At 41.5% G+C, this 19,623-nt stretch carries 20 protein-coding genes; 3 read left to right on the top strand and 17 right to left on the bottom strand.

The features are described from left to right. Positions 1–459: 459 nt before the first annotated feature. Positions 460–1,023, top strand: coding sequence for a DUF4442 domain-containing protein (locus IPZ60_RS11500; RefSeq protein WP_194197925.1), 564 nt, complete (start codon positions 460–462; stop codon positions 1,021–1,023). Between the two features lie 218 nt (positions 1,024–1,241). On the opposite strand, the gene rplS is transcribed toward IPZ60_RS11500, so the two are convergent. The 4 genes from rplS to rpsP form a co-directional block, all read right to left on the bottom strand. Continuing rightward, positions 1,242–1,634 (bottom strand): 50S ribosomal protein L19, encoded by a 393-nt coding sequence (gene rplS / locus IPZ60_RS11495; RefSeq protein ID WP_194197924.1) that lies wholly within the window; start codon positions 1,632–1,634, stop codon positions 1,242–1,244. A 212-nt stretch (positions 1,635–1,846) separates the two neighbouring features. Then, positions 1,847–2,620, bottom strand: a complete 774-nt coding sequence (gene trmD / locus IPZ60_RS11490) for a tRNA (guanosine(37)-N1)-methyltransferase TrmD (protein WP_194197923.1) — start codon at positions 2,618–2,620, stop codon at positions 1,847–1,849. A 103-nt stretch (positions 2,621–2,723) separates the two neighbouring features. Beyond that, the gene (gene rimM / locus IPZ60_RS11485) at positions 2,724–3,257 is read right to left on the bottom strand and encodes a ribosome maturation factor RimM (RefSeq protein WP_110923621.1); all 534 of its coding nucleotides are present in this window, start codon (positions 3,255–3,257) and stop codon (positions 2,724–2,726) included. A 188-nt stretch (positions 3,258–3,445) separates the two neighbouring features. Then, entirely contained in the window at positions 3,446–3,715 is a 270-nt protein-coding gene (rpsP, locus tag IPZ60_RS11480; protein ID WP_194197922.1) for a 30S ribosomal protein S16, read from the bottom strand. A 601-nt stretch (positions 3,716–4,316) separates the two neighbouring features. Between rpsP and IPZ60_RS11475 the strand changes: the two genes are divergently transcribed. Beyond that, on the top strand, positions 4,317–5,795 hold the full coding sequence (locus tag IPZ60_RS11475; protein WP_194197921.1) for an ATP-binding protein: 1,479 nt from the start codon (positions 4,317–4,319) through the stop codon (positions 5,793–5,795). 56 nt (positions 5,796–5,851) lie between these two features. Here the strand turns inward: IPZ60_RS11475 and IPZ60_RS11470 are convergent, their stop codons facing one another. The 13 genes from IPZ60_RS11470 to IPZ60_RS11410 all read right to left on the bottom strand — a co-directional run bounded on the left by IPZ60_RS11470 (position 5,852) and on the right by IPZ60_RS11410 (position 18,814). Then, entirely contained in the window at positions 5,852–6,031 is a 180-nt protein-coding gene (locus IPZ60_RS11470; RefSeq protein WP_194197920.1) for a hypothetical protein, read from the bottom strand. Positions 6,032–6,207: 176 nt separating this feature from the next. Further along, positions 6,208–7,896, bottom strand: a complete 1,689-nt coding sequence (locus IPZ60_RS11465; protein ID WP_194197919.1) for an ATP-binding protein — start codon at positions 7,894–7,896, stop codon at positions 6,208–6,210. Between the two features lie 310 nt (positions 7,897–8,206). Beyond that, on the bottom strand, positions 8,207–8,923 hold the full coding sequence (locus IPZ60_RS11460; protein WP_021812806.1) for a response regulator: 717 nt from the start codon (positions 8,921–8,923) through the stop codon (positions 8,207–8,209). A gap of 538 nt (positions 8,924–9,461) precedes the next feature. Further along, positions 9,462–9,878: a F0F1 ATP synthase subunit epsilon gene (locus IPZ60_RS11455; RefSeq protein ID WP_011514632.1), complete on the bottom strand. Its 417-nt coding sequence runs from the start codon at positions 9,876–9,878 to the stop codon at positions 9,462–9,464. A 108-nt stretch (positions 9,879–9,986) separates the two neighbouring features. Then, entirely contained in the window at positions 9,987–11,420 is a 1,434-nt protein-coding gene (gene atpD / locus IPZ60_RS11450; RefSeq protein ID WP_194197918.1) for a F0F1 ATP synthase subunit beta, read from the bottom strand. 38 nt (positions 11,421–11,458) lie between these two features. Further along, positions 11,459–12,340, bottom strand: coding sequence for a F0F1 ATP synthase subunit gamma (gene atpG, locus IPZ60_RS11445; RefSeq protein WP_194197917.1), 882 nt, complete (start codon positions 12,338–12,340; stop codon positions 11,459–11,461). 216 nt (positions 12,341–12,556) lie between these two features. Next, positions 12,557–14,101 carry a F0F1 ATP synthase subunit alpha gene (gene atpA, locus IPZ60_RS11440; protein ID WP_194197916.1) on the bottom strand — a complete coding sequence of 515 codons (1,545 nt, stop codon included), beginning with the start codon at positions 14,099–14,101 and terminating at the stop codon, positions 12,557–12,559. Between the two features lie 93 nt (positions 14,102–14,194). Then, positions 14,195–14,818, bottom strand: coding sequence for a F0F1 ATP synthase subunit delta (locus IPZ60_RS11435; protein ID WP_110923629.1), 624 nt, complete (start codon positions 14,816–14,818; stop codon positions 14,195–14,197). A gap of 13 nt (positions 14,819–14,831) precedes the next feature. Next, positions 14,832–15,302 (bottom strand): F0F1 ATP synthase subunit B, encoded by a 471-nt coding sequence (locus tag IPZ60_RS11430; protein ID WP_194197915.1) that lies wholly within the window; start codon positions 15,300–15,302, stop codon positions 14,832–14,834. Positions 15,303–15,419: 117 nt separating this feature from the next. Then, complete coding sequence (gene atpE, locus IPZ60_RS11425) at positions 15,420–15,668, bottom strand: F0F1 ATP synthase subunit C (RefSeq protein ID WP_010197960.1); 249 nt, start codon at positions 15,666–15,668, stop codon at positions 15,420–15,422. A 33-nt stretch (positions 15,669–15,701) separates the two neighbouring features. Continuing rightward, the gene (gene atpB, locus IPZ60_RS11420) at positions 15,702–16,568 is read right to left on the bottom strand and encodes a F0F1 ATP synthase subunit A (protein ID WP_110923631.1); all 867 of its coding nucleotides are present in this window, start codon (positions 16,566–16,568) and stop codon (positions 15,702–15,704) included. A gap of 697 nt (positions 16,569–17,265) precedes the next feature. Then, positions 17,266–17,664, bottom strand: a complete 399-nt coding sequence (locus IPZ60_RS11415) for an ATP synthase subunit I (RefSeq protein ID WP_194197914.1) — start codon at positions 17,662–17,664, stop codon at positions 17,266–17,268. 265 nt (positions 17,665–17,929) lie between these two features. Beyond that, a complete protein-coding gene (locus tag IPZ60_RS11410; protein ID WP_194197913.1) occupies positions 17,930–18,814 on the bottom strand; it encodes a metal ABC transporter solute-binding protein, Zn/Mn family in 885 nt (294 codons plus the stop codon). Positions 18,815–18,998: 184 nt separating this feature from the next. Between IPZ60_RS11410 and IPZ60_RS11405 the strand changes: the two genes are divergently transcribed. Then, complete coding sequence (locus IPZ60_RS11405) at positions 18,999–19,547, top strand: transcriptional repressor (protein ID WP_194197912.1); 549 nt, start codon at positions 18,999–19,001, stop codon at positions 19,545–19,547. The last annotated feature ends 76 nt before the right edge of the window (positions 19,548–19,623 follow it).

Here is a 19,623-nt window from a genome sequence, read left to right as displayed (position 1 = left end):
TTATATGACTAAAGCGTTCATTAAAAATTGCAAGCTATTGTATGACATGAGAACTCGAAATGCGAACTTAGAACCACTTAAAAACACCACGCATAATTATAATATATAAATTAAAGTTTCTATTTAATATAAAATTCAGCTCAATAGAAAACCATAAGGAAAAAGTGCACTTAATATAGGCTTTAAATTGAAATAAATGACCCTTTTCTTAATAATCATCTATATCTAGACATTTGTTATCATATAACTAAATATCAAAGATAGTTATAATAAATAGCTTATTATACCTTTTAAGTAACTATAGAAAATCCATATCAGTTACGCTTTAAAGCTAGCGGTCTTGGTGTTTTTTACTTATGATAAATACCCCCTAATGATTATGCTCAATATAGATATCTTTCAAACAACAGCTGTATCAAAATAAATAGAAAAACTTAAAAGCAATAACAGGATAAGTTCATGCGTTTACTACCATCCAATTTTGAGACCTTAAAACGTCGAGCGAAACAAAGCATCATGCCATTACTGACACCGCATTTACTCAAGCTGCGCATCAACACCTACGCGCCTTATGTCGGGGCAGGTATCAAAATCGACCATATAAGTCTGGATCAAGGTCTGTGCGTCGTCAGCATGGGGCTGAATGCTTTGAACAAAAATATCGTCGGTACTCAATTTGGGGGTAGTTTATATTCAATGGTTGATCCGTTTTATATGATTATGCTAATGCACCAGTTAGGTAGCAGCTATGTTGTGTGGGACAAAAGCTCAAATATTGATTTTATCGCGCCGGGTTATAGCAAAGTTACCGCACGCATGAAGATTGCCAGCTCCGAAATTATTACCATTCAAGAAATGGCGAAAGATGGTGATGCGGTCTTTCGTGAATATAAAGTTGATATAGTCGATGAGCAGCAAAAAGTTATTGCGGTCGTCACAAAGACGATATATATCCGACTACGTAAGTACAGCAAATCTAAAGGCCAAAGCAGTCGTATAGATAATTTTGATGACGAAGATTAGAGCGTACTGAATATGTCATTCTTAACTCAAATTTAAACCCCCACATACAAAAACCCCAACCTAGCTTTCGCATAGATTGGGGTTCCGTCTTTTTTGGTATGGCCCGCTTATTTATATGATAAACCTATGAATAAGGGCTTGTATCTACTTTTGCGTAGTTGCCTTGCCACTTCATTAGCAGCTCAGCAACCGTAGCAAGTTTAAGCAGTTGCTCAAACTTATGCTTTAGCGGCAGCTTTCTTTGGAGCAGTTGCACGCGGAGCAAGTTTTTCGCGGATACGTGCTGATTTACCAGAACGCTCACGTAAGTAGTACAATTTCGCACGGCGAACAGCACCACGGCGTTTAACTTCAATGCTTTCAATGATTGGTGAATGCAATTGGAATGCACGCTCAACACCAACACCGCTTGAGATTTTACGTACGGTAAACGCTGAGTTTAGACCGCGGTTACGCTTAGCAATTACAATGCCTTCAAAAGCCTGTAAACGCTCACGCTCACCTTCACGTACTTTCACTTGAACCACAACGGTATCGCCGGGTGCGAAGCTTGGGCGCTCAATCAATTGAGCATTTTCGATGACCTGAACTAATGGATGCTTGTTGCTCATGAGAGTTATCTCCTCACATTAGATAATAGAGGCTTAACGCATATCACCTGTTTGTAATAATTAATCGCGTCTCTTTATGGTGAGACACAACGTAAATGGGTTATAACCAACGGCCACTATGCTATGACCTGTTTTATTATTGCTCAAAATTTTGTTTCTTAACTGTTTATCGAATCTGTAACTTATAAGATAGTTTTTTATCAATCCTAACCTTATAAAGTCTTATTTTTCTCTGCTTTTGCCAATGCTTTTAACCACTTTGCTTGCTCTACCGTTGGTGTAAACGCTTGCCACAAGTCTGGACGACGCGCTTGCGTGCGACTGACTTGCTGACTAAAGCGCCACTTAGCGATATTGGCATGGTGACCTGACAGTAAAACCTCAGGAACCGCCATACCAGCAAAATCATGTGGCTTAGTATAATGTGGACAATCAAGCAATCCATCGACGAAGGAGTCTTGCTCAGCTGACTTGTCATCACCCATAATGTCAGGCAGACGACGTATCACACTATCCATTAGCACCATTGCTGGTAGCTCACCACCAGTCAAGACATAATCACCTAGTGACACTTCCATATCGACATATTGTGACAGTAAGCGCTCGTCAATACCTTCATAACGACCGCATAATAAAATCATGCCATCGTAATCAGTCATACTGACCACACTACTCTCACTGAGCGTCTGCCCTTGTGGCGACATATAAATCACCGGACAGTGCTCACTATCGACACGGCAGCCATATTGACTGGCTCGTAAGCGCGCATCCTCAATAGCTTTTGACAATGGCTCAGCCATCATCAGCATTCCAGGACCGCCACCATACGGGCGTTCATCAATACGGCGATAGTTATCAGTGGTATAATCACGTGGATTAATGCATTCTATCGTCACTTGCTCCTGAGTGACTGCCCGCCCCGTGATACCAAAATCACGAATCGTGGCAAACATCTCAGGAAAAATACTAATAACGGCAAAATACATCTGATGTCTACTTGGCGTAGTGGTTAATAATGGTTAAATGAATCGGTATAATTATCGATGACACTTAACAATAAAGCCGAAACTTATATCGTTAAAGCTGATATCAATAATCACTTGGCCAAGACACAAGCACTGTTTTTTCAGTCATATTGACCTTCATTACCGTTTGCTTATGCCATGGAATCAGGCGCTCTTCATTATCCAAACTGTCTGAGTTTGCCGTTACGCGCATGATGTCATGGGCACCGGTCTCAAACATTTCAGTGATATTGCCTAGATATTCATCTTGCTCGTTCATCACGCGCAAGCTGACCAAATCCGACCAATAATATTCGTCTTCAGCTGTCTCGGGCAAAACGTTTTGTTCGACCCAAACGGTAACACCGTTCATGGTCTCAGCAACATTACGATCAGGAACTTGCTCAAATTGAGCCACGATTCCTGTTCCTTGCTCACGCCAAGCTTTAACAGTCAAAGGTTTCATGCCTGTGGCAGTTTTCATCCACCACGGATGCATGTCAAATATTGCCGTACGATCATCTGTATCGCTAAAGACCCAAAGCCAGCCTTTAATACCATAAGGCTTTTTCAGCTGACCAATTTTCATAAGGGCACTAGCGTTTGGAACTGATGACATAACGGCTAACCTAACAATGATTAAAACAGAAATTATAATTACATTTCAATCAAAAGCGATAAACGCAATCAAAATCAATAAACAGTTAATGGCGCACCCTGGTTAGACCAGTTACGCTATATTTGCTAAAGTCTACTGAGATATGCTCATGATCTTGCTATCAGCATCTCAGTAATAGTAACGAAAACTTAAGCAGTTGCTTCAGTTTGTGCTACAGACTTGTTGTAAGCTTTTGCTAATGAAGCAACGCGATCTGAAGGTTGTGCACCTTTTGCGACCCACGCATTGTACGCTTCCATGTTTAGGCGCACTGCTTCTTCTGAATCTTTAGCGAGTGGGTTAAAAAAGCCGATGTTTTCAATATAGCGACCGTCACGCGCGCGGCGTTGATCAGCAACAACTACTTGATAAAATGGGCGTTTCTTGGCACCGCCCCGTGCTAAACGAATAACAACCATGTGAATTCTCTCTTTCGCAGGTATACCAAAAAGGGCATAATTATATCACAGTCTTTATTTATTGAAAACATAAACTGTGCTTATTTAATTATTTATTAACAATAGCTTAAATGCACATCGATGTAAAACATAATTACTCATAACCTTTTATTTTCAATCAGTAATTTGACTGTCTTCAATCTACTGAGCAGCTAAAAGACAAGGTCACCTTATCCTGATTCTCACACGCATTTTAGAAGGTCATATGGTTAGATTATCGAGTAAAAGCGACGTCGGTACCTTCCACTGATTATGCTATAGTTGAATTTAAATAATTTCGATACAAGGAAACCGAGTGCAAGTTATATATTAGTATGCTTAGCGAGGATGACGATGTATCGGATTTATATGGATTTGACTATATTCTATGATATGTCTAGCGACCTAATATGCGAGTTACTCAGTATACGTATCAAGCCATATATGCTTACCAAGTTCGATACCGTCATCTAGCTGATAGCGCCCAAGTCTAAAAAGCAGAGTTCATCCTATAAGCAGTATAAGAACGGTTTGGCTCAATAGTCGATTTAATAAAATACCTCTCTCAATATGTTGGATTCATATGACCACCTCACACCCAAAACCACGTCGTAAAGGTTGGCTACCACGCTCCTACTCCAACACTTGGCTGACAACCTTGATGGTCTCTTTTATTGTCCTTATCAGTGTTGGCTTGTCGATTTTGTTTTTTTGGCGAAGCTTGTATTTACCAGAGCTAAAAAACCATGCTCGCTATTTAACGAGCGAGCTACAGCTGATGAACAGTGTCAATCAAGATTGGAAAAACCGCCCTGAGGTACGCCGATGGATTTATCAGCATTCTCATGTGGTGGTGGTAAATAATCCGAATGATTTTCCAGAAGTTTCTGACAAGGCATTTGTTGGTGTCTTTACTGATGTGTTACAACGCGAAATCTGTGCGCAGTTAGGTAGGCCTGTTGAGGTGTATTTTAAATTTAAACCAACACCGCAGCTTTGGATACAAGATAGCCAAGACGACAGTTTTTGGATTCGTGAGCCAGTGGTCTATTATTCACAGTACAGTCCAGGATTGTTGGTACTATTCCTCATTGGGTTACCTATTCTGTCGCTGCTAACCATTATCTTACTGGCACGACAATTGAACCGCCCATTGCGATATTTACAGCGTGCTGCAACCAACTATATTCGCCTTGGGCACGCAACTACTCTACCAACGCAAAAAGGTCCTACAGAGATACGCCAAGTCAATATGGCATTCAATCGTCTATTTACGACGTTAAACCAAGCGCAAAAAGAACGCACAATTATGCTTGCTGGCATCTCACATGATCTGCGAACACCATTGACTCGTATGCGATTAACCGCTGAGATGCTGCCAGACGACTTCTTTCGAGAAGGGTTGATTTACGACATCGAAGATATGGATGCAATTTTAGAGCAATTTATTTCATTTATGAAAGATGGTTCCGATGAGCCAGTGAGCCTGACTAATTTGAATACCATTTTTAATGAAATCATGGTGCAGTTTGCTCCGATGGAATTTATTTACCAATCAGAGTGTCACAAAGTTGTTCCTATACGCCCCATGTCTATAAAACGCCTCATTATAAATCTGGTAAACAATTCGAAGCGTTATGGCAAGGGACCTATTTACCTATCGGCGACTGTGATGCCGACATTTATAGAGACTATTGAAGACGAAGATAGCGACGTGGTCAGTGAAAGTGCTGTCAATCAGGAAGCACAAGAGCAACTGATGATATGTGTAAGGGACTGTGGTGACGGTGTTGCGGAGGATCAATTAGAGCGTATCATGCAGCCTTTTGAACGGGGGGAGACAGCACGTACCACACAAGGTAGTGGTTTAGGTTTGGCTATTGTAGATCGTATTGCAAGATTGCATCATGGCACAGTAGAAGCTATTAACCATCCCGAAGGCGGTCTACAGGTTTGTGTACGTATACCTTTGCTTTCTAGAGTTGCTGGAGATAAAACAGTCGCCGCCGATACTGAAGAGAATTCTGGCTCTGATAACAATCTATTGAATAAAGACGACTAGACTGAACCTGACTAGAGCTAGTAAATACCTCATTGCAGTTCTTGCATGAATAAAAACTAGTCTCTAGTTCCGATGACAGGAGGGATATACTGGGCGCTATTGGTAAACTCTAATGGCTGAGCAATACTTTCTTGCGCTGATTTTAATGTTTGAGTAGTCGAGGGCTGCTGTAAGAACAAGTAATACCCTAGCGTTATCGCGTTTAAAACCACCAAACCACCAAATAAATATGGCATCCTTTGCCCTCCTCTACTTTCAAAAAATCTACTTTTAAAACCATTATTGGTACTGCAGTACTGCTGATGATTACAGCTAAAAAATGGGTAGACTGGTAGTAATTTATAGCCTATTAATTTATGTCTCAACTACTCTTTAAGAGTAGCTTGAACATCATTACTGCCTTTATTTATCATCACTTATCATCGAAACCACGCTCACTTTTCTCTTGCGTCAACTCATCTGCAGCCAGAATTTGTGTCAGTGGTTTAATCGGCCATGTCATAACAAATCGGGCACCACCAAGTGGCTCGCTCTCATCGACTTTCATACTACCATTAAACCAAAAAGCAATACGCGATACAATAGACAAGCCCAGACCATAGCCACCTGATGCTCGCGTACGACTATCATCTAGGCGTGAGAATGGAATGAATACTTTCTCGCGATCTGCCTCTGGAATACCATGGCCATCATCTTCAACACTCACAAAAGCATTGCCTTTTTTGACGCCTGCACTAATGACAATCGTGGTCTCTGCATAACGTAATGCATTGCCTGCAAGGTTTTGAATCACACGATGTAGATAGCGTCGGTCGGCAATGGCAGTTACTTTAGCATTCGGCAGTTTGGTCACTATCTTGATTGGCTTACCTAGTGCATTGGTCTCACGTTCAATCTGCTCAAGCAATTCTCTGAGATTGACTGGCTCCAAATCTAGTTTTGGTGAGCCTTCCTCAAGCTTGGCATAGGTCAAAATCTCATCAATCAAACCGTTGAGCGATTCAATATCTTCATCGATATAGTCGCGCTGCATAAAGCGTGAGTCTTCATCATCAGTATCAGCAAGCATATCGACAGCAAAGCGAATACGAGCCACAGGCGTACGTAACTCATGTGACACTGCTCGCGTCAGCTCTCGCTGCGATTCAATCAAACGTTTGATATGTGAAGTCATCGCATTAAAAGTCGCTGCTAAACGGGCAATTTCATCTTGCCCAATCACTTGCACCTGACTTTCAAGATTACCTTTACTGACTTCATTGACACCGACTTGAATCAACTGCAATTTGCGTTCAAGTGGGAAAATCAATGCATATACACCCAAGCTGATCAAAAACATGCTAATAAGAATCATACTTATAATTAAATTGAGCGGGAACCAGTTAAATAAAGGTACGGGACCGATCAAAATTGCCATGTCATTGATTTCGGAAGGTACGACTATCTGGATAGCTGAGTTACTTTTACTGCTATTAGTATCTTGTAGTGAGATAACAACCTCATCACGACGTAAGCGCCCCATCTGATCCGTATCTAAATTCAGCGTGTTGACTGCTTTGAATTCTAATGGGAATGAAAATTTCTCTTCTAACTGAGCCAAGCGTGCACGCTTATCAGGCAGTGTCACGTGATAGGACAAATCATCTAATAAGAGTACGGCTATTGCACGTACTTGCTGTTCAGTAACCTGCGTAACCCTAGCTGTCAGGACATTTTGATTGTCAGGTAAACGATAATAGACATCAGCGTGCACAGGCTGAGTAACATAGCGTACGACTGTGTTGCCATTTTCAAAACGTCGCAACTCGCTGGCATTAAAATCCACGTCAGTAATAGGCACAATACTGAATTTTGAGCCAAACAAACTACTCGCATCAGACAGCCAATACTCACGCTGCTCGTCACTCTCCTGATGCGAAATGCCTTCGCTCACCAGATGAAAGGCACCCGTAGCCATATTTTCACGATAGGACTGTACACGTTCTTTATTGATTGTATCCATCAATAACTGAGCAAATAGCGCCACACATAAGCAGACTATGAGTAGTCCAGCATAGATACGAACAAAAATACTGTGTTTTAAAGAAGAGACTAATGACATACGTGCCGTGACCAACTTGATGAATAAAAATTGCTGATATCATGCAGCATAGAAGTGCTACGAAACAAATAATATCAAACACTATGGAGTGAAAACTATCCTAGCTATTATGTTTTTTATGTTGAGCCAACACCTAAAACACGCGGTACCACGTGTATGGTCTCAGTCACTATAATAATTGTTTAATTAAACCACATAACACTATGATTAAGTTTAAAAATTCGGTTTTAGCCATAAAAAAACCAGCATAGTTGCTGGTTTTTTATATGACGACTATCAATAGTAAATAATTACTTCAAAATAATGAGAATTAGTTACCTTCTTTCACGAATAAATAACCTTTGCTGCGTACGGTTTTGATACGTTTAGGGTTTTCTGGATCATCACCAATCTTTGGACGAATACGTGAGATACGTACGTCAATTGAACGATCTTGACCATCATACTCAATGCCACGTAGACGCTCAAAAATATCTTCACGAGATAGAATACGACCAGCATTAGAAGCCAACAACCATAAAAGATCATATTCAGCACTGGTGAAATCAACTAGCTCATCACCTAAATTCACTGAACGACCACCATTATCGATGACCAACTCACCAAATTCTAAACGCTGTGGCACATCCTCTGATGGTGCATTTTCTGAACGGCGTAATAATGCACGAATACGTGCAAGCAAGACACGTGGCTGAGCAGGTTTGGCGACATAATCATCGGCACCCATCTCAAGACCTAGTACCTGATCCATATCTTCAGTACGAGCGGTCAACATGAGGATTGGGTTTTGATAATGTGGGCGAACTTCACGACAAACCGTCAATCCATCACTACCAGGAAGCATCACATCAAGCACAACCAAATCTGGTTGCTCATTGACGATACGGCGAATAGCACGATTACCATCTGTTTCAATCGCTACTTCTAAACCGTTTTTGACCAAGTAATCTTGGGTCAGCATGGCCAGACGCTCATCATCCTCAACAATCAAGATTCGGGGGGTGTTGTCTTCTTCATTCGTTGTCATTGTTATATCCTCTAATACATCTAATTTAAAAGTAGTAAAAGTAAGAGCGGTAAATTAATAGCACCATCACGTGGCGCAATTGATGTTCGTATAGCTGTTACAAACTTGGTAGCACAGTATACTATTAAATATACAGCTTCCTATACTATAGCTTATAGTCGTTAACAAAACCTATAAACTACACCTATTAAAACGTTAGTTTACGTCCAAAAAATATGCGATTTACGCAAATAACAGCAGACAAGTCGGTTTTATCACTCCTTGAATGCATAAATATTGGTAAGTAAACTAACCAAATTAGCTTTTCAAGGAACTTCTAATCGCTTTACTCTCACTCAAAACTTACTCTCTATGACATACAATATAGCGACATATTGTTGTTGTCGCCAGTCACTTTTTAGAAATTGTCCAATATTCTTTGATTCATATATATTTGATATGGTCACTCTAAAAACAGGCATAAAAAAACAGCCCATAATGGACTGTTTTTTTATTATTGAAAGACTAAGAACAAAGCCTAGCCTTTCAAACAAAGATTTTAAGCACGGTTTTTGTACTTACGGATAGTCTGTAGCTGTGCCACAGACTCTGCTAATGATGCTAAAGCTGCATTAGTCTGTACAGTATCCGATTGATTGACAAGCATCTGCTCAGCCTTTTTACGTGCTTCAACAATTTTGCTTTCATCAAGGTTGTGTGCACGCATGGCTGTATCAGCCAATACGGTAACCATCTTCGGCTGTACTTCTAATACACCGCCTGATACATAGATCACTTCTTCTTCACCGTCTGGTGTTTGCACTCGCATCGCACCCGGTTTTAACAAAGTAATAAGCGGTGTGTGACCTGGCAATACACCAATCTCGCCTTCGGTACCCGTAGCTATTAACATGCTAATTTCGCCTGAATACAACTCTTCACGAGCACTTACGACGCGACATTGTAACGTTGCCATACTTAACTCCTTACGATCAAAACACAATCAAAACTGCGATGCGTTACTTAGTGGTGAATAGACTTGTTATAAGCTATTCACCTTTTAGCAAATGCTAGCTAGCACAACTTACGCTGCAGTAGATTTCATTTTCTCTGCTTTAGCAACTACTTCTTCAATGCTACCAGCCATATAGAAAGCTTGCTCTGGTAGGTCATCGTATTCACCAGCGATGATTGCTTTGAAGCTAGCAATGGTATCGCGTAGTGGTACATATTTACCAGGTGCACCAGTAAAGACTTCAGCAACATGGAATGGCTGTGATAAGAAGCGCTGAATCTTACGAGCGCGATAAACAACTAGTTTATCTTCTTCTGATAACTCATCCATACCCAAAATTGCGATAATGTCTTTAAGCTCTTTATAGCGCTGTAGGATTTCCTGTACGCCACGAGCAACATTGTAATGCTCTTCGCCGATCACTTGTGGATCTAGCTGACGTGATGTTGAATCCAATGGATCAACCGCAGGATAGATACCTTGTGAAGCGATATCACGGCTTAGTACAACTGTTGCATCCAAGTGAGCAAACGTCGTAGCAGGTGATGGATCGGTCAAATCATCCGCAGGTACGTAAACAGCCTGAACTGAAGTAATAGAGCCTGACTGAGTTGACGTGATACGCTCTTGAAGCATACCCATCTCTTCAGCTAGCGTCGGCTGATAACCAACGGCTGATGGCATACGGCCTAGTAGTGCTGATACTTCAGTACCGGCTAGTGTATAGCGATAGATGTTATCAACAAATAGCAATACGTCACGACCTTTGCCAGTAGCAGGATCTTTAGTATCACGGAAGTACTCAGCCATGGTCAAACCAGACAGTGCAACACGTAAACGGTTACCCGGTGGCTCATTCATCTGGCCATATACCATCGCAACTTTAGATTTGCTAAAGTCTTCAGTGTTTACAACGCCGGCTTCTTGCATTTCGTGATAGAAATCATTACCTTCACGAGTACGTTCACCAACACCAGCAAATACTGACAAGCCTTCGTGCTTAAGGGCGATGTTGTTGATCAATTCCATCATGTTGACGGTTTTACCAACACCAGCACCACCAAACAGACCAACTTTACCACCTTTTGCAAACGGGCAAAGTAAATCAATAACCTTGATGCCTGTTTCTAACAGTTCAGTACTGTTTGACTGCTCTGCATAGCTTGGGGCTTCACGGTGGATAGACCATCTTTCATCAGCAGCAACAGGACCTTCTTCATCGATAGGACGACCAAGAACATCCATGATGCGACCTAGTGTACCAATACCGACAGGTACAGAAATAGGTGCACCAGTGTTGGTAACTGGTAGGTTACGCTTTAGGCCTTCAGTTGAACCCATTGCGATAGTACGTACGATGCCATCACCTAGCTGTTGCTGTACTTCTAGGGTGGTTTCGGTACCATCTACTTGCAAGGCATCAAAAATTTTAGGAACTTCGTTACGGTTGAACTCAACGTCAAGAACCGCGCCAATAATCTGTACAATACGACCGCTACTCATTGCGTTCTCCTTGAACTTCTATATATAGGTGTAGTCAATTATGAAACAGCAGCAGCACCGCCAACGATTTCCGAGATTTCTCGAGTAATCGCCGCTTGACGCAGCTTGTTATAAACCAACTGTAAATCGTTAATAAGGTCACCAGCATTATCTGTAGCCGCTTTCATCGCAACCATACGTGACGACTGTTCAGAGGCAATGTTTTCCATTACCGCTTGATAAACAATCGACTCAATATAACGGCCAAGCAATTCATCAATCAAAGTCTTGATGTCAGGCTCGTAGATATAATCCCAACTAAGTTCAGTCTGCATGCCGCTGTCTTCATCAATAAGCGATCCCTCTGGAAGAGGTACTAACTGAGTGACTGTCGGTTTTTGAGTCATGGCATTGATAAACTGGTTATATACCACGTAGATACGGTCTAAATTACCGTTACTATAGTCCTCAAGCATCGCCTGAACAGGTGCATTTAATTGCTCAAACGTTGGCTTATCACCATAATCGGTCACGGCCGAGGTAACTTTACCACCAAAGTTTTTGAAAAAACTCACACCTTTAGCGCCAATGGCTGCAAACTCAGTCTGTACAGACTGGTCTTGGTATTGCTGGATACTTTTAGTTAAAGCTTTAAATAGGTTGACGTTCAAACCACCCGCTAGACCGCGGTCAGAGGTAATGACAATATAGCCAACCTTATTGACAGGGCGCGATACCATATACGGATGTTTGTAGTCTGATGAAGCATGCACCAAATGTGAGATAACCCGGCGCATACTATCAGCATACGGGCGACCCACTTCCATGCGCTCTTGTGCACGGCGCATTTTACTTGCCGCAACCATTTGCATCGCGCGAGTAATTTTTTGGGTGCTTTTAATACTGGTGACTTTGGCACGTATCTCTTTTAAGCTTGCCATAATGATTCCAATATAAGAGGGTTAAAAAGCATTGGCGCAAGCGACAATCATTTAATATACAACATTAATCTGACAGAGTAATATTTTATATCTTGTGCATTACGCGATCTAATACCGTTAATGGTTAAAACAGTGGCGCAAATATCTAATCAGACAACGCGCCACTTTATTAGCTATCACAGATAGCCGTAACCAAATCCGGCTTAACCCGTTAAATTAATAACTGTGATTTTGTTTAAATGTCTCTAGAGCTGACTTTAAACGACCTGCGATATCATCGTTGTAGTTCGCAGTGTCATCAATCTCACGCATCAATTCACTCTGCTCATCATGCATATAGCGTAAGTAAGCTTCTTCGAAAGAACCAATTTTTTCAACAGGCACGTCAGATAAAAATCCTTCATTCGAAGCATAGATAACTGCCGCTTGCTCAGAGATAGACATTGGCTGATACTGCTTCTGCTTCATGAGTTCGGTAACACGCTCACCATGGTCAAGCTGTTCACGAGTCGCATCATCAAGATCTGAGGCAAACTGGGCGAATGCTGCTAGTTCACGATACTGAGCTAGTGCGGTACGGATACCACCAGATAGCTTTTTGATGATCTTAGTCTGTGCAGCACCACCAACACGAGATACCGAAATACCAGCGTTGACTGCTGGACGGAGACCTGAGGCGAATAAACTAGCCTCTAAGAAGATCTGACCATCAGTAATCGAAATCACGTTAGTCGGTACGAATGCAGAGACGTCACCAGCTTGGGTTTCGATAATTGGCAATGCAGTTAAAGAACCGGTTTTACCAACAACTTCACCATTAGTGAACTTTTCTACATAATTAGCATTTACACGTGATGCACGCTCAAGTAAACGTGAATGTAAATAGAATACGTCACCAGGATATGCTTCACGACCTGGCGGACGACGTAGCAATAGTGAAATCTGACGATAAGCAACAGCTTGCTTTGATAAGTCATCAAATACAATCAGAGCATCTTCGCCGCGATCACGGAAGTATTCGCCCATCGTACAACCTGAGTACGGTGCGATATACTGTAGTGCTGCTGGCTCTGATGCTGATGCAACCACAACAGTGGTGTACTCTAATGCACCAGTTTGCTCAAGCTTACGTACAACGTTAGCAATAGTAGAACGTTTCTGTCCAATTGCCACGTACACACACTTAATGCCAGAGGCTTTCTGTGCGATGATTGCATCGATAGCCATCGCGGTTTTACCCGTCTGACGGTCACCAATGATAAGCTCACGCTGACCACGACCGATTGGGATCATAGTATCAACGGCTTTGTAACCAGTCATGACTGGTTGATCTACTGACTGACGATCGATAACACCTGGGGCGATCTTTTCGACTTTGTCAGTCATTTTGGCATCGATAGGACCTTTGCCATCGATAGGATTACCCAAAGCATCAACAACACGGCCTAGCAGCTCAGGACCTACGGGTACTTCAAGAATGCGACCAGTACAATAGGCTTTTTGACCTTCTTGTAACTTTAGGAAGTCACCTAGTACTACCGCACCAACAGAATCACGCTCTAAGTTAAGCGCCATTCCATAGACTTCACCTTCAAACTCAATCATTTCGCCGTACATGGCATCTTCAAGACCATGAATCTGCACGATACCGTCAGATACTTTGACAATCGTGCCTTCATTCTTTGCAGTTGCACCCGCATCAAGGTCTTGAATACGCTGCTTAATCAGGTTACTGATTTCCGCTGGATTCAATTGTTGCATTGCCTTGTTTCCTTTAATTTATGATAACCCGCCCACTGACTTAAATGCTCTTACTATCACGCAGATATTAAATGACTGCGTTGATAAATGGCATTAGGCAGTTAGCTGTGTTTTTAACTGTTGTAACTTGCCGCGCATCGAATCATCAATGATTTTGTCACCGACTTTGATCGTAGCACCTGCCAATAGACTTGGATCAACTGATTCGTGAATCACCACACTAGCATTTAGCGAGGCAGCGAGACGTGTTTGAATCATTTGACGTTGGTCATCCGTTAATGGATAAGCAGAAGTCACATATGCGTCAAGCTGCTTTAAGCTTACTGCCTTGTGATGGCGATAATGCTCATAAACTTCAGGAAGCAGCGCCAGACGCTCTTGTTCTGCCAGCTGCTTAATAAAATTATTGAGCGCTGGTGATACTTTAGGATAGCTAATACTATTACCGTAGCGAGAACCTTTGTTCTCACCTAATAGCTGTTTAAAAGCAGAGTCGTTATCACCAGCCACTTGTGAGTCATAAAGATCAACCAAAGCAGCTGACTTATGCTCAGCCGTAACGGCTGGATTTTCTAGCCAAGTACGGAACGCTTTGTCATTGACAATTGCACCAGCGATAAACAAGAAATTTTCCCACTCGTCTACGGCCCCGTTTTCATTGGCATAGTCAAACGCGGCTCTAGCGTAGGGTCGTGCTAAGGTTGATAAGTCAGCCATTATATCCTCACAGTTACAGCTTCGCCGCCAGTTGGTCTAGCATACTGGCATGTTTTTGCACATCGACTTTGTCTTGCAAAATCTTTTCTGCACCAAGTACAGCCAGTTCAGCAACTTGAGCACGTAATGACTCACGCGCCTGATTGATTTCTTGGTCGATAGACGCTTGCGCTTGTTGACGAATGCGCTCGCCTTCCACTTGGGCCTGCGTTTTTGCATCTTCGACAAGCTGATTGGCACTCTTGTTCGCTTGCTCGATTAGAGCAGCAGCTTTAGTCTTTGCAAGAGTAAGCTCCTGCTGGACATCTTGCTCCGCGGTCGCCAGGTCTGCTTTTGCTTTTTCTGCGGCATTCAGGCCTTCAGCAATTTTACGCTGACGCTCATTGATGGCACCAATAAGTGGTGGCCACACGAATTTCATGCAGAACATCACAAAGATTGCAAAAGCAATGGCTTGACCGATGAGGGTAGAATTGATATTCACGTGATCACCTCTTTGTTAATGAAAAATCAGTTTCATTGATCATATTTGATAGCCAAACTTTGGCTATGGTTAAGATACAAACTTTGACTACCAAACATTTACAACTGAGCTTTCTGATTAACCTGCTAGAGGGTTAGCGAATAACAATAGCATAGCAATACCAACACCGATCATCGGAATAGCATCAAGAAGACCTGCTACGATGAACATACGAGTTTGTAGCTGTGAGCCTAGTTCTGGCTGACGTGCTACGCCTTCTAGGAATTTACCACCTAGAATAGCAAAACCAATACCTGTGCCAAGTGCGCCAAGACCGATAAGTAGCGCTACTGCGATAACTGTGTAACCACCTAATACTGGATCCATTGATGTATCCTCATTTACCTATTGAATGTCTAATTAATGTTCAGTTGATGATGCGAGCGACATATAAACTATCGTCAGCATCATAAATACGAACGCTTGAAGTGTAATAACTAAGATGTGGAAGATAGCCCACGGTACCGATAACGCCCATTGAATCCAAAACGGCATTAGAGCAATCAGTATGAAAATCAATTCCCCAGCATACATATTACCGAATAGACGCAAACCAAGTGATACAGGTTTGGCTATTAGAGTAACTGCTTCTAGGATGAAGTTGATGGGAATCAAAATCGCTTGTACGATTGGGTTTTTGGCGCCAAACGGATGTAGTGTTAACTCACCGATAAAGCCGCCTAAACCTTTTTCTTTAATGCTATAAAAGATAATCAGTGCAAAGACAGAAAACGACATGCCAAGCGTGATGTTAGGATCAGTCGTTGGAACAATCTTAAAGAAAACGTGATGCGGATCATGGCCCATTGCAGCACCAATTTGTCCCGCGATACCTGGAACGAAGTCGACAGGTATTAAATCCATCAAGTTCATCAAAAAGATCCAAACAAAGATGGTCAACGCCAATGGTGCAATCAGTTTTGATGTACCACTGTACGAATCACGAACGTTGTTATCAACAAACTCAACGATCAATTCAACTGCTGCCTGCATTTTACCTGGCACGCCTGAAGTGACTTTTTTGGCAACCATCCAAAAGATGGTACAAAATAGAATGCCCAGACCAATTGACCATAGCATAGAGTCAAGATGGATAGCTTTAAAGCCCATTAGCCCTGCTTCTTCAGCAGTATAGGCAACTTTCCAACCTTCGCCCGGCAGATAGCCGTACGTCCAATTCGTTAAGTGGTGAGAGATATATTCTGATGATGTTTGCTCGGATGCCATAATGTAAGCTTCTTATTAATCAACGATTTAATCAACTACCAAAAATATGGTTGTCATCTGATGAGGTTTAGTGTTTTATTTGACGTGCTTATAAGCAAGCAAATAATTCATGCTAAAGCGCTCATGTAATCAATAACATCCAACCCATAGTTCTATTACTAATATGCAATAATCGATAGCTTGAGATAAATTTTAGCTATCAAAAAAGGGCTTATGATGAATCAGTAATAGCCCTTGCATTTTTATACGCAAAATTATTATATATGTGTCTGCTTATTTGCCATATATTAATGGCAGGCACTCAATGTGGTAAACATAAGCAAAATATTTAGCTGCCTATACTAATGCAGCGTTGTATTCGTGTAAAGTCAATTGTGATTTTTTTATCCATTGTATGAATAAGTTAACTGCCTAGTAACATTTTAATGTCAGTATGCATAATTCCACATACACCATTAGATGACGACAATTTACTTGTCTATGATATCGGTGGCTAAATCTGCCCTACCCTATCACCATATTAGTGTGTGCTGAGCATAAAAGCTCATTTGGCAATCTTTATAATCACTATTACTGTTTTAAGACAGTTATTGTACTTCGACTTTTCGAACTAGTCATAGAGAAGTTGGACGGCAGGGTGACTTGCCAGTGCTATTAACAAAATATCTAACCAATCATATAGCGATTTTCATTAACACTAGCGTATATGCCACAACATCCAACTGTGACTAATTTGCATTACCATAAAACCGATAAACAGCGCAGGCGCAGATAGGGGTTGTACGGTAATAAAAATTAGTGCGAAACCAAACACGGTCAACAGCCATTTTGCCATTTGACCTCGATACAGCTGGCTAACAATATGTTGGCGCGCGCGATATCCAGTATGCCAAAAGATAAAAAAAGCAAATACGGCTTGAGTAGTAAAACTTAGCAACGCGCCAATTGCAGCGCTTTTCGTTACAGTAAGCTCACTATCTAACCAAATAGCATCTAGAATCCAAACAACAATAATCAGGATAAACAATATCCAGGCTTGGCGTTTGATGTAGATACCAATCTTATCTTTCTGCGTGCGTTTGGCAGGCTTGGTCATCGATATTCCTATAGCCTTACAATATTGGGATAATCTAGTATCCTTGTGACACTTTTATCCGTGAATCGCTCACTCTACAGGTAATGCCTTTCAACCAAAATTAAACGCCACTTATTATAAGGAGCATGTGAGTTTTAAGCAAGCATAATATGAAATTTGTCAACTATTTAGCATCAAAACACGACTCAAACTAGGCCGCACTTAATTTGAAAGCACTTAGTTTGAGGCATGGTAACATTTATTTGATAAATACTTTGTTTTATTCCTACTTACCATCCACACAATTGTTAATTTGCTGTGCCATATTGGTCCACCCTTTTACAAAATCTTGACTGTCGCTCATGTCTTCGATTTGAGCAGTGGTACTGATTGGTTGCAATTTAGCAAGTAGTCCCTTAGAAACTGCGCCTTGATTAACCATACACATTTGCTTAACAGGACGGTTCTCATTCAACCAACGCAATTGACTGGCTTTCGGAGAGATATGGTGGTCTGGGCTTAAACTACCTGCTAACTTTACATGAGCAGCTTTTTCAATATATTGGTAGGCATCATGATAAGCCCAGTAAGGACGGCTTTTCTGTGACGCTTGTTGTACAGTGTTTACGGCTTTATCCATACGTGCAGCAAACTTTTTAACGTTGGCTTGATAGGTATTTGCGTACTCTGGATTAGCGCGACTATGTATCACTGCCAATGCACGGGTAATGGCTTTGGCGTTTTCAGGATCTAGCCAAATATGCGGATCAAGTGTGCCTGCAATCGGCTCGCCTTTCACGTCACGAAGCGGATAACGGTTGAAAGCTTTGAAGTCAAACATAGCAATGGCATTAGGTGCTGTCTGTAAACTGCCAGTTAGGCTGTTTTCTAATGAAGGTCCAAACCAAACGACGAACTTGCTGTCTTTAATCGCTTTTATATCGCTTGGACTGACGCTTCCATGATGCCCTACATCACCTGGCTGTAGAATCCTATTAGCTGATGGTGTTCCTTCAGTCACCGCTTCACTGAGTAAAAACATCGGGTAGTTGCTCACACTAACGGTTGCTGCTTGAGCATTTAGCGTTAAAAATCCTAGTATTGCTCCAGAAACTAGCAGACGTTTCATTTTGATAATTGGACGTAGTAACTGATTGAAAGCTGAGTTCATAGTAGGTGTCTTTGGTATATGATTGTTTGATATATAATTGATAGTGTTGAGATATCATGTTTAATGAAGAGTGACGATACAGTAGATAACTGAAGACAGCTTATCTGCTTTTCATTTTATTATGTTATACTATAACAATAAAAAATATAATAAAACAGCCATTTTATTTTTAGGAGTCCGCACCATGTCTACCCACTCATCAGTTTGTGAACACTTACATGATGCGCAAGACTTTACGCCGCATGACGTACTAGAACGTCTGGCAGCAGCAAAAGAGCAATGTCGCTTAAATGGTTCACGCTTTACGGCTTTGCGTCAGCAAATATATCAGTTGATATTAGAAGCCAATAAGCCTATTGGTGCTTATGATTTAATTGCTCAATTACAAAGCATGCGCCTGTCAGATGCTAGCAATAGTGACGAGACAAAAGAGCATCTTGGCAAAAGACAAACTAAAAAGAACGTCGCTCCACCAACGGTTTATCGCAGTTTGGAATTTTTATTGAGCGAAGGTTTGATTCATCAACTAACGTCTATTAACGCTTATGTTCCTTGTTGTCACCCGAGAGCACAGCATACGGCGGCTTTTTTGATCTGTGGTCAGTGCCAGCGAGTACAAGAATGCAGCAGCTTGCCAGTACAAGAAATGATGAGCTTTGCTGAGCAAGATGTTGGGTTTGTCGTGGAGCATAGTGTCATCGAGCTTAGAGGTCGGTGCCAAGCTTGCCAATAACCTATCAGTCTTGTTTTCATTATTTTTAATACTTTTTATTGGTTTTTAATAGCAATATTCTGATTATTTTTATCCT

It is taken from the genome of Psychrobacter sp. NG25 (genome assembly GCF_015234355.1).
In the GTDB taxonomy this organism is placed as follows: Bacteria; Pseudomonadota; Gammaproteobacteria; order Pseudomonadales; family Moraxellaceae; genus Psychrobacter.
Note: the sequence above shows the minus strand (reverse complement) of the source record. Positions and strands in the feature narration are given on the sequence as shown.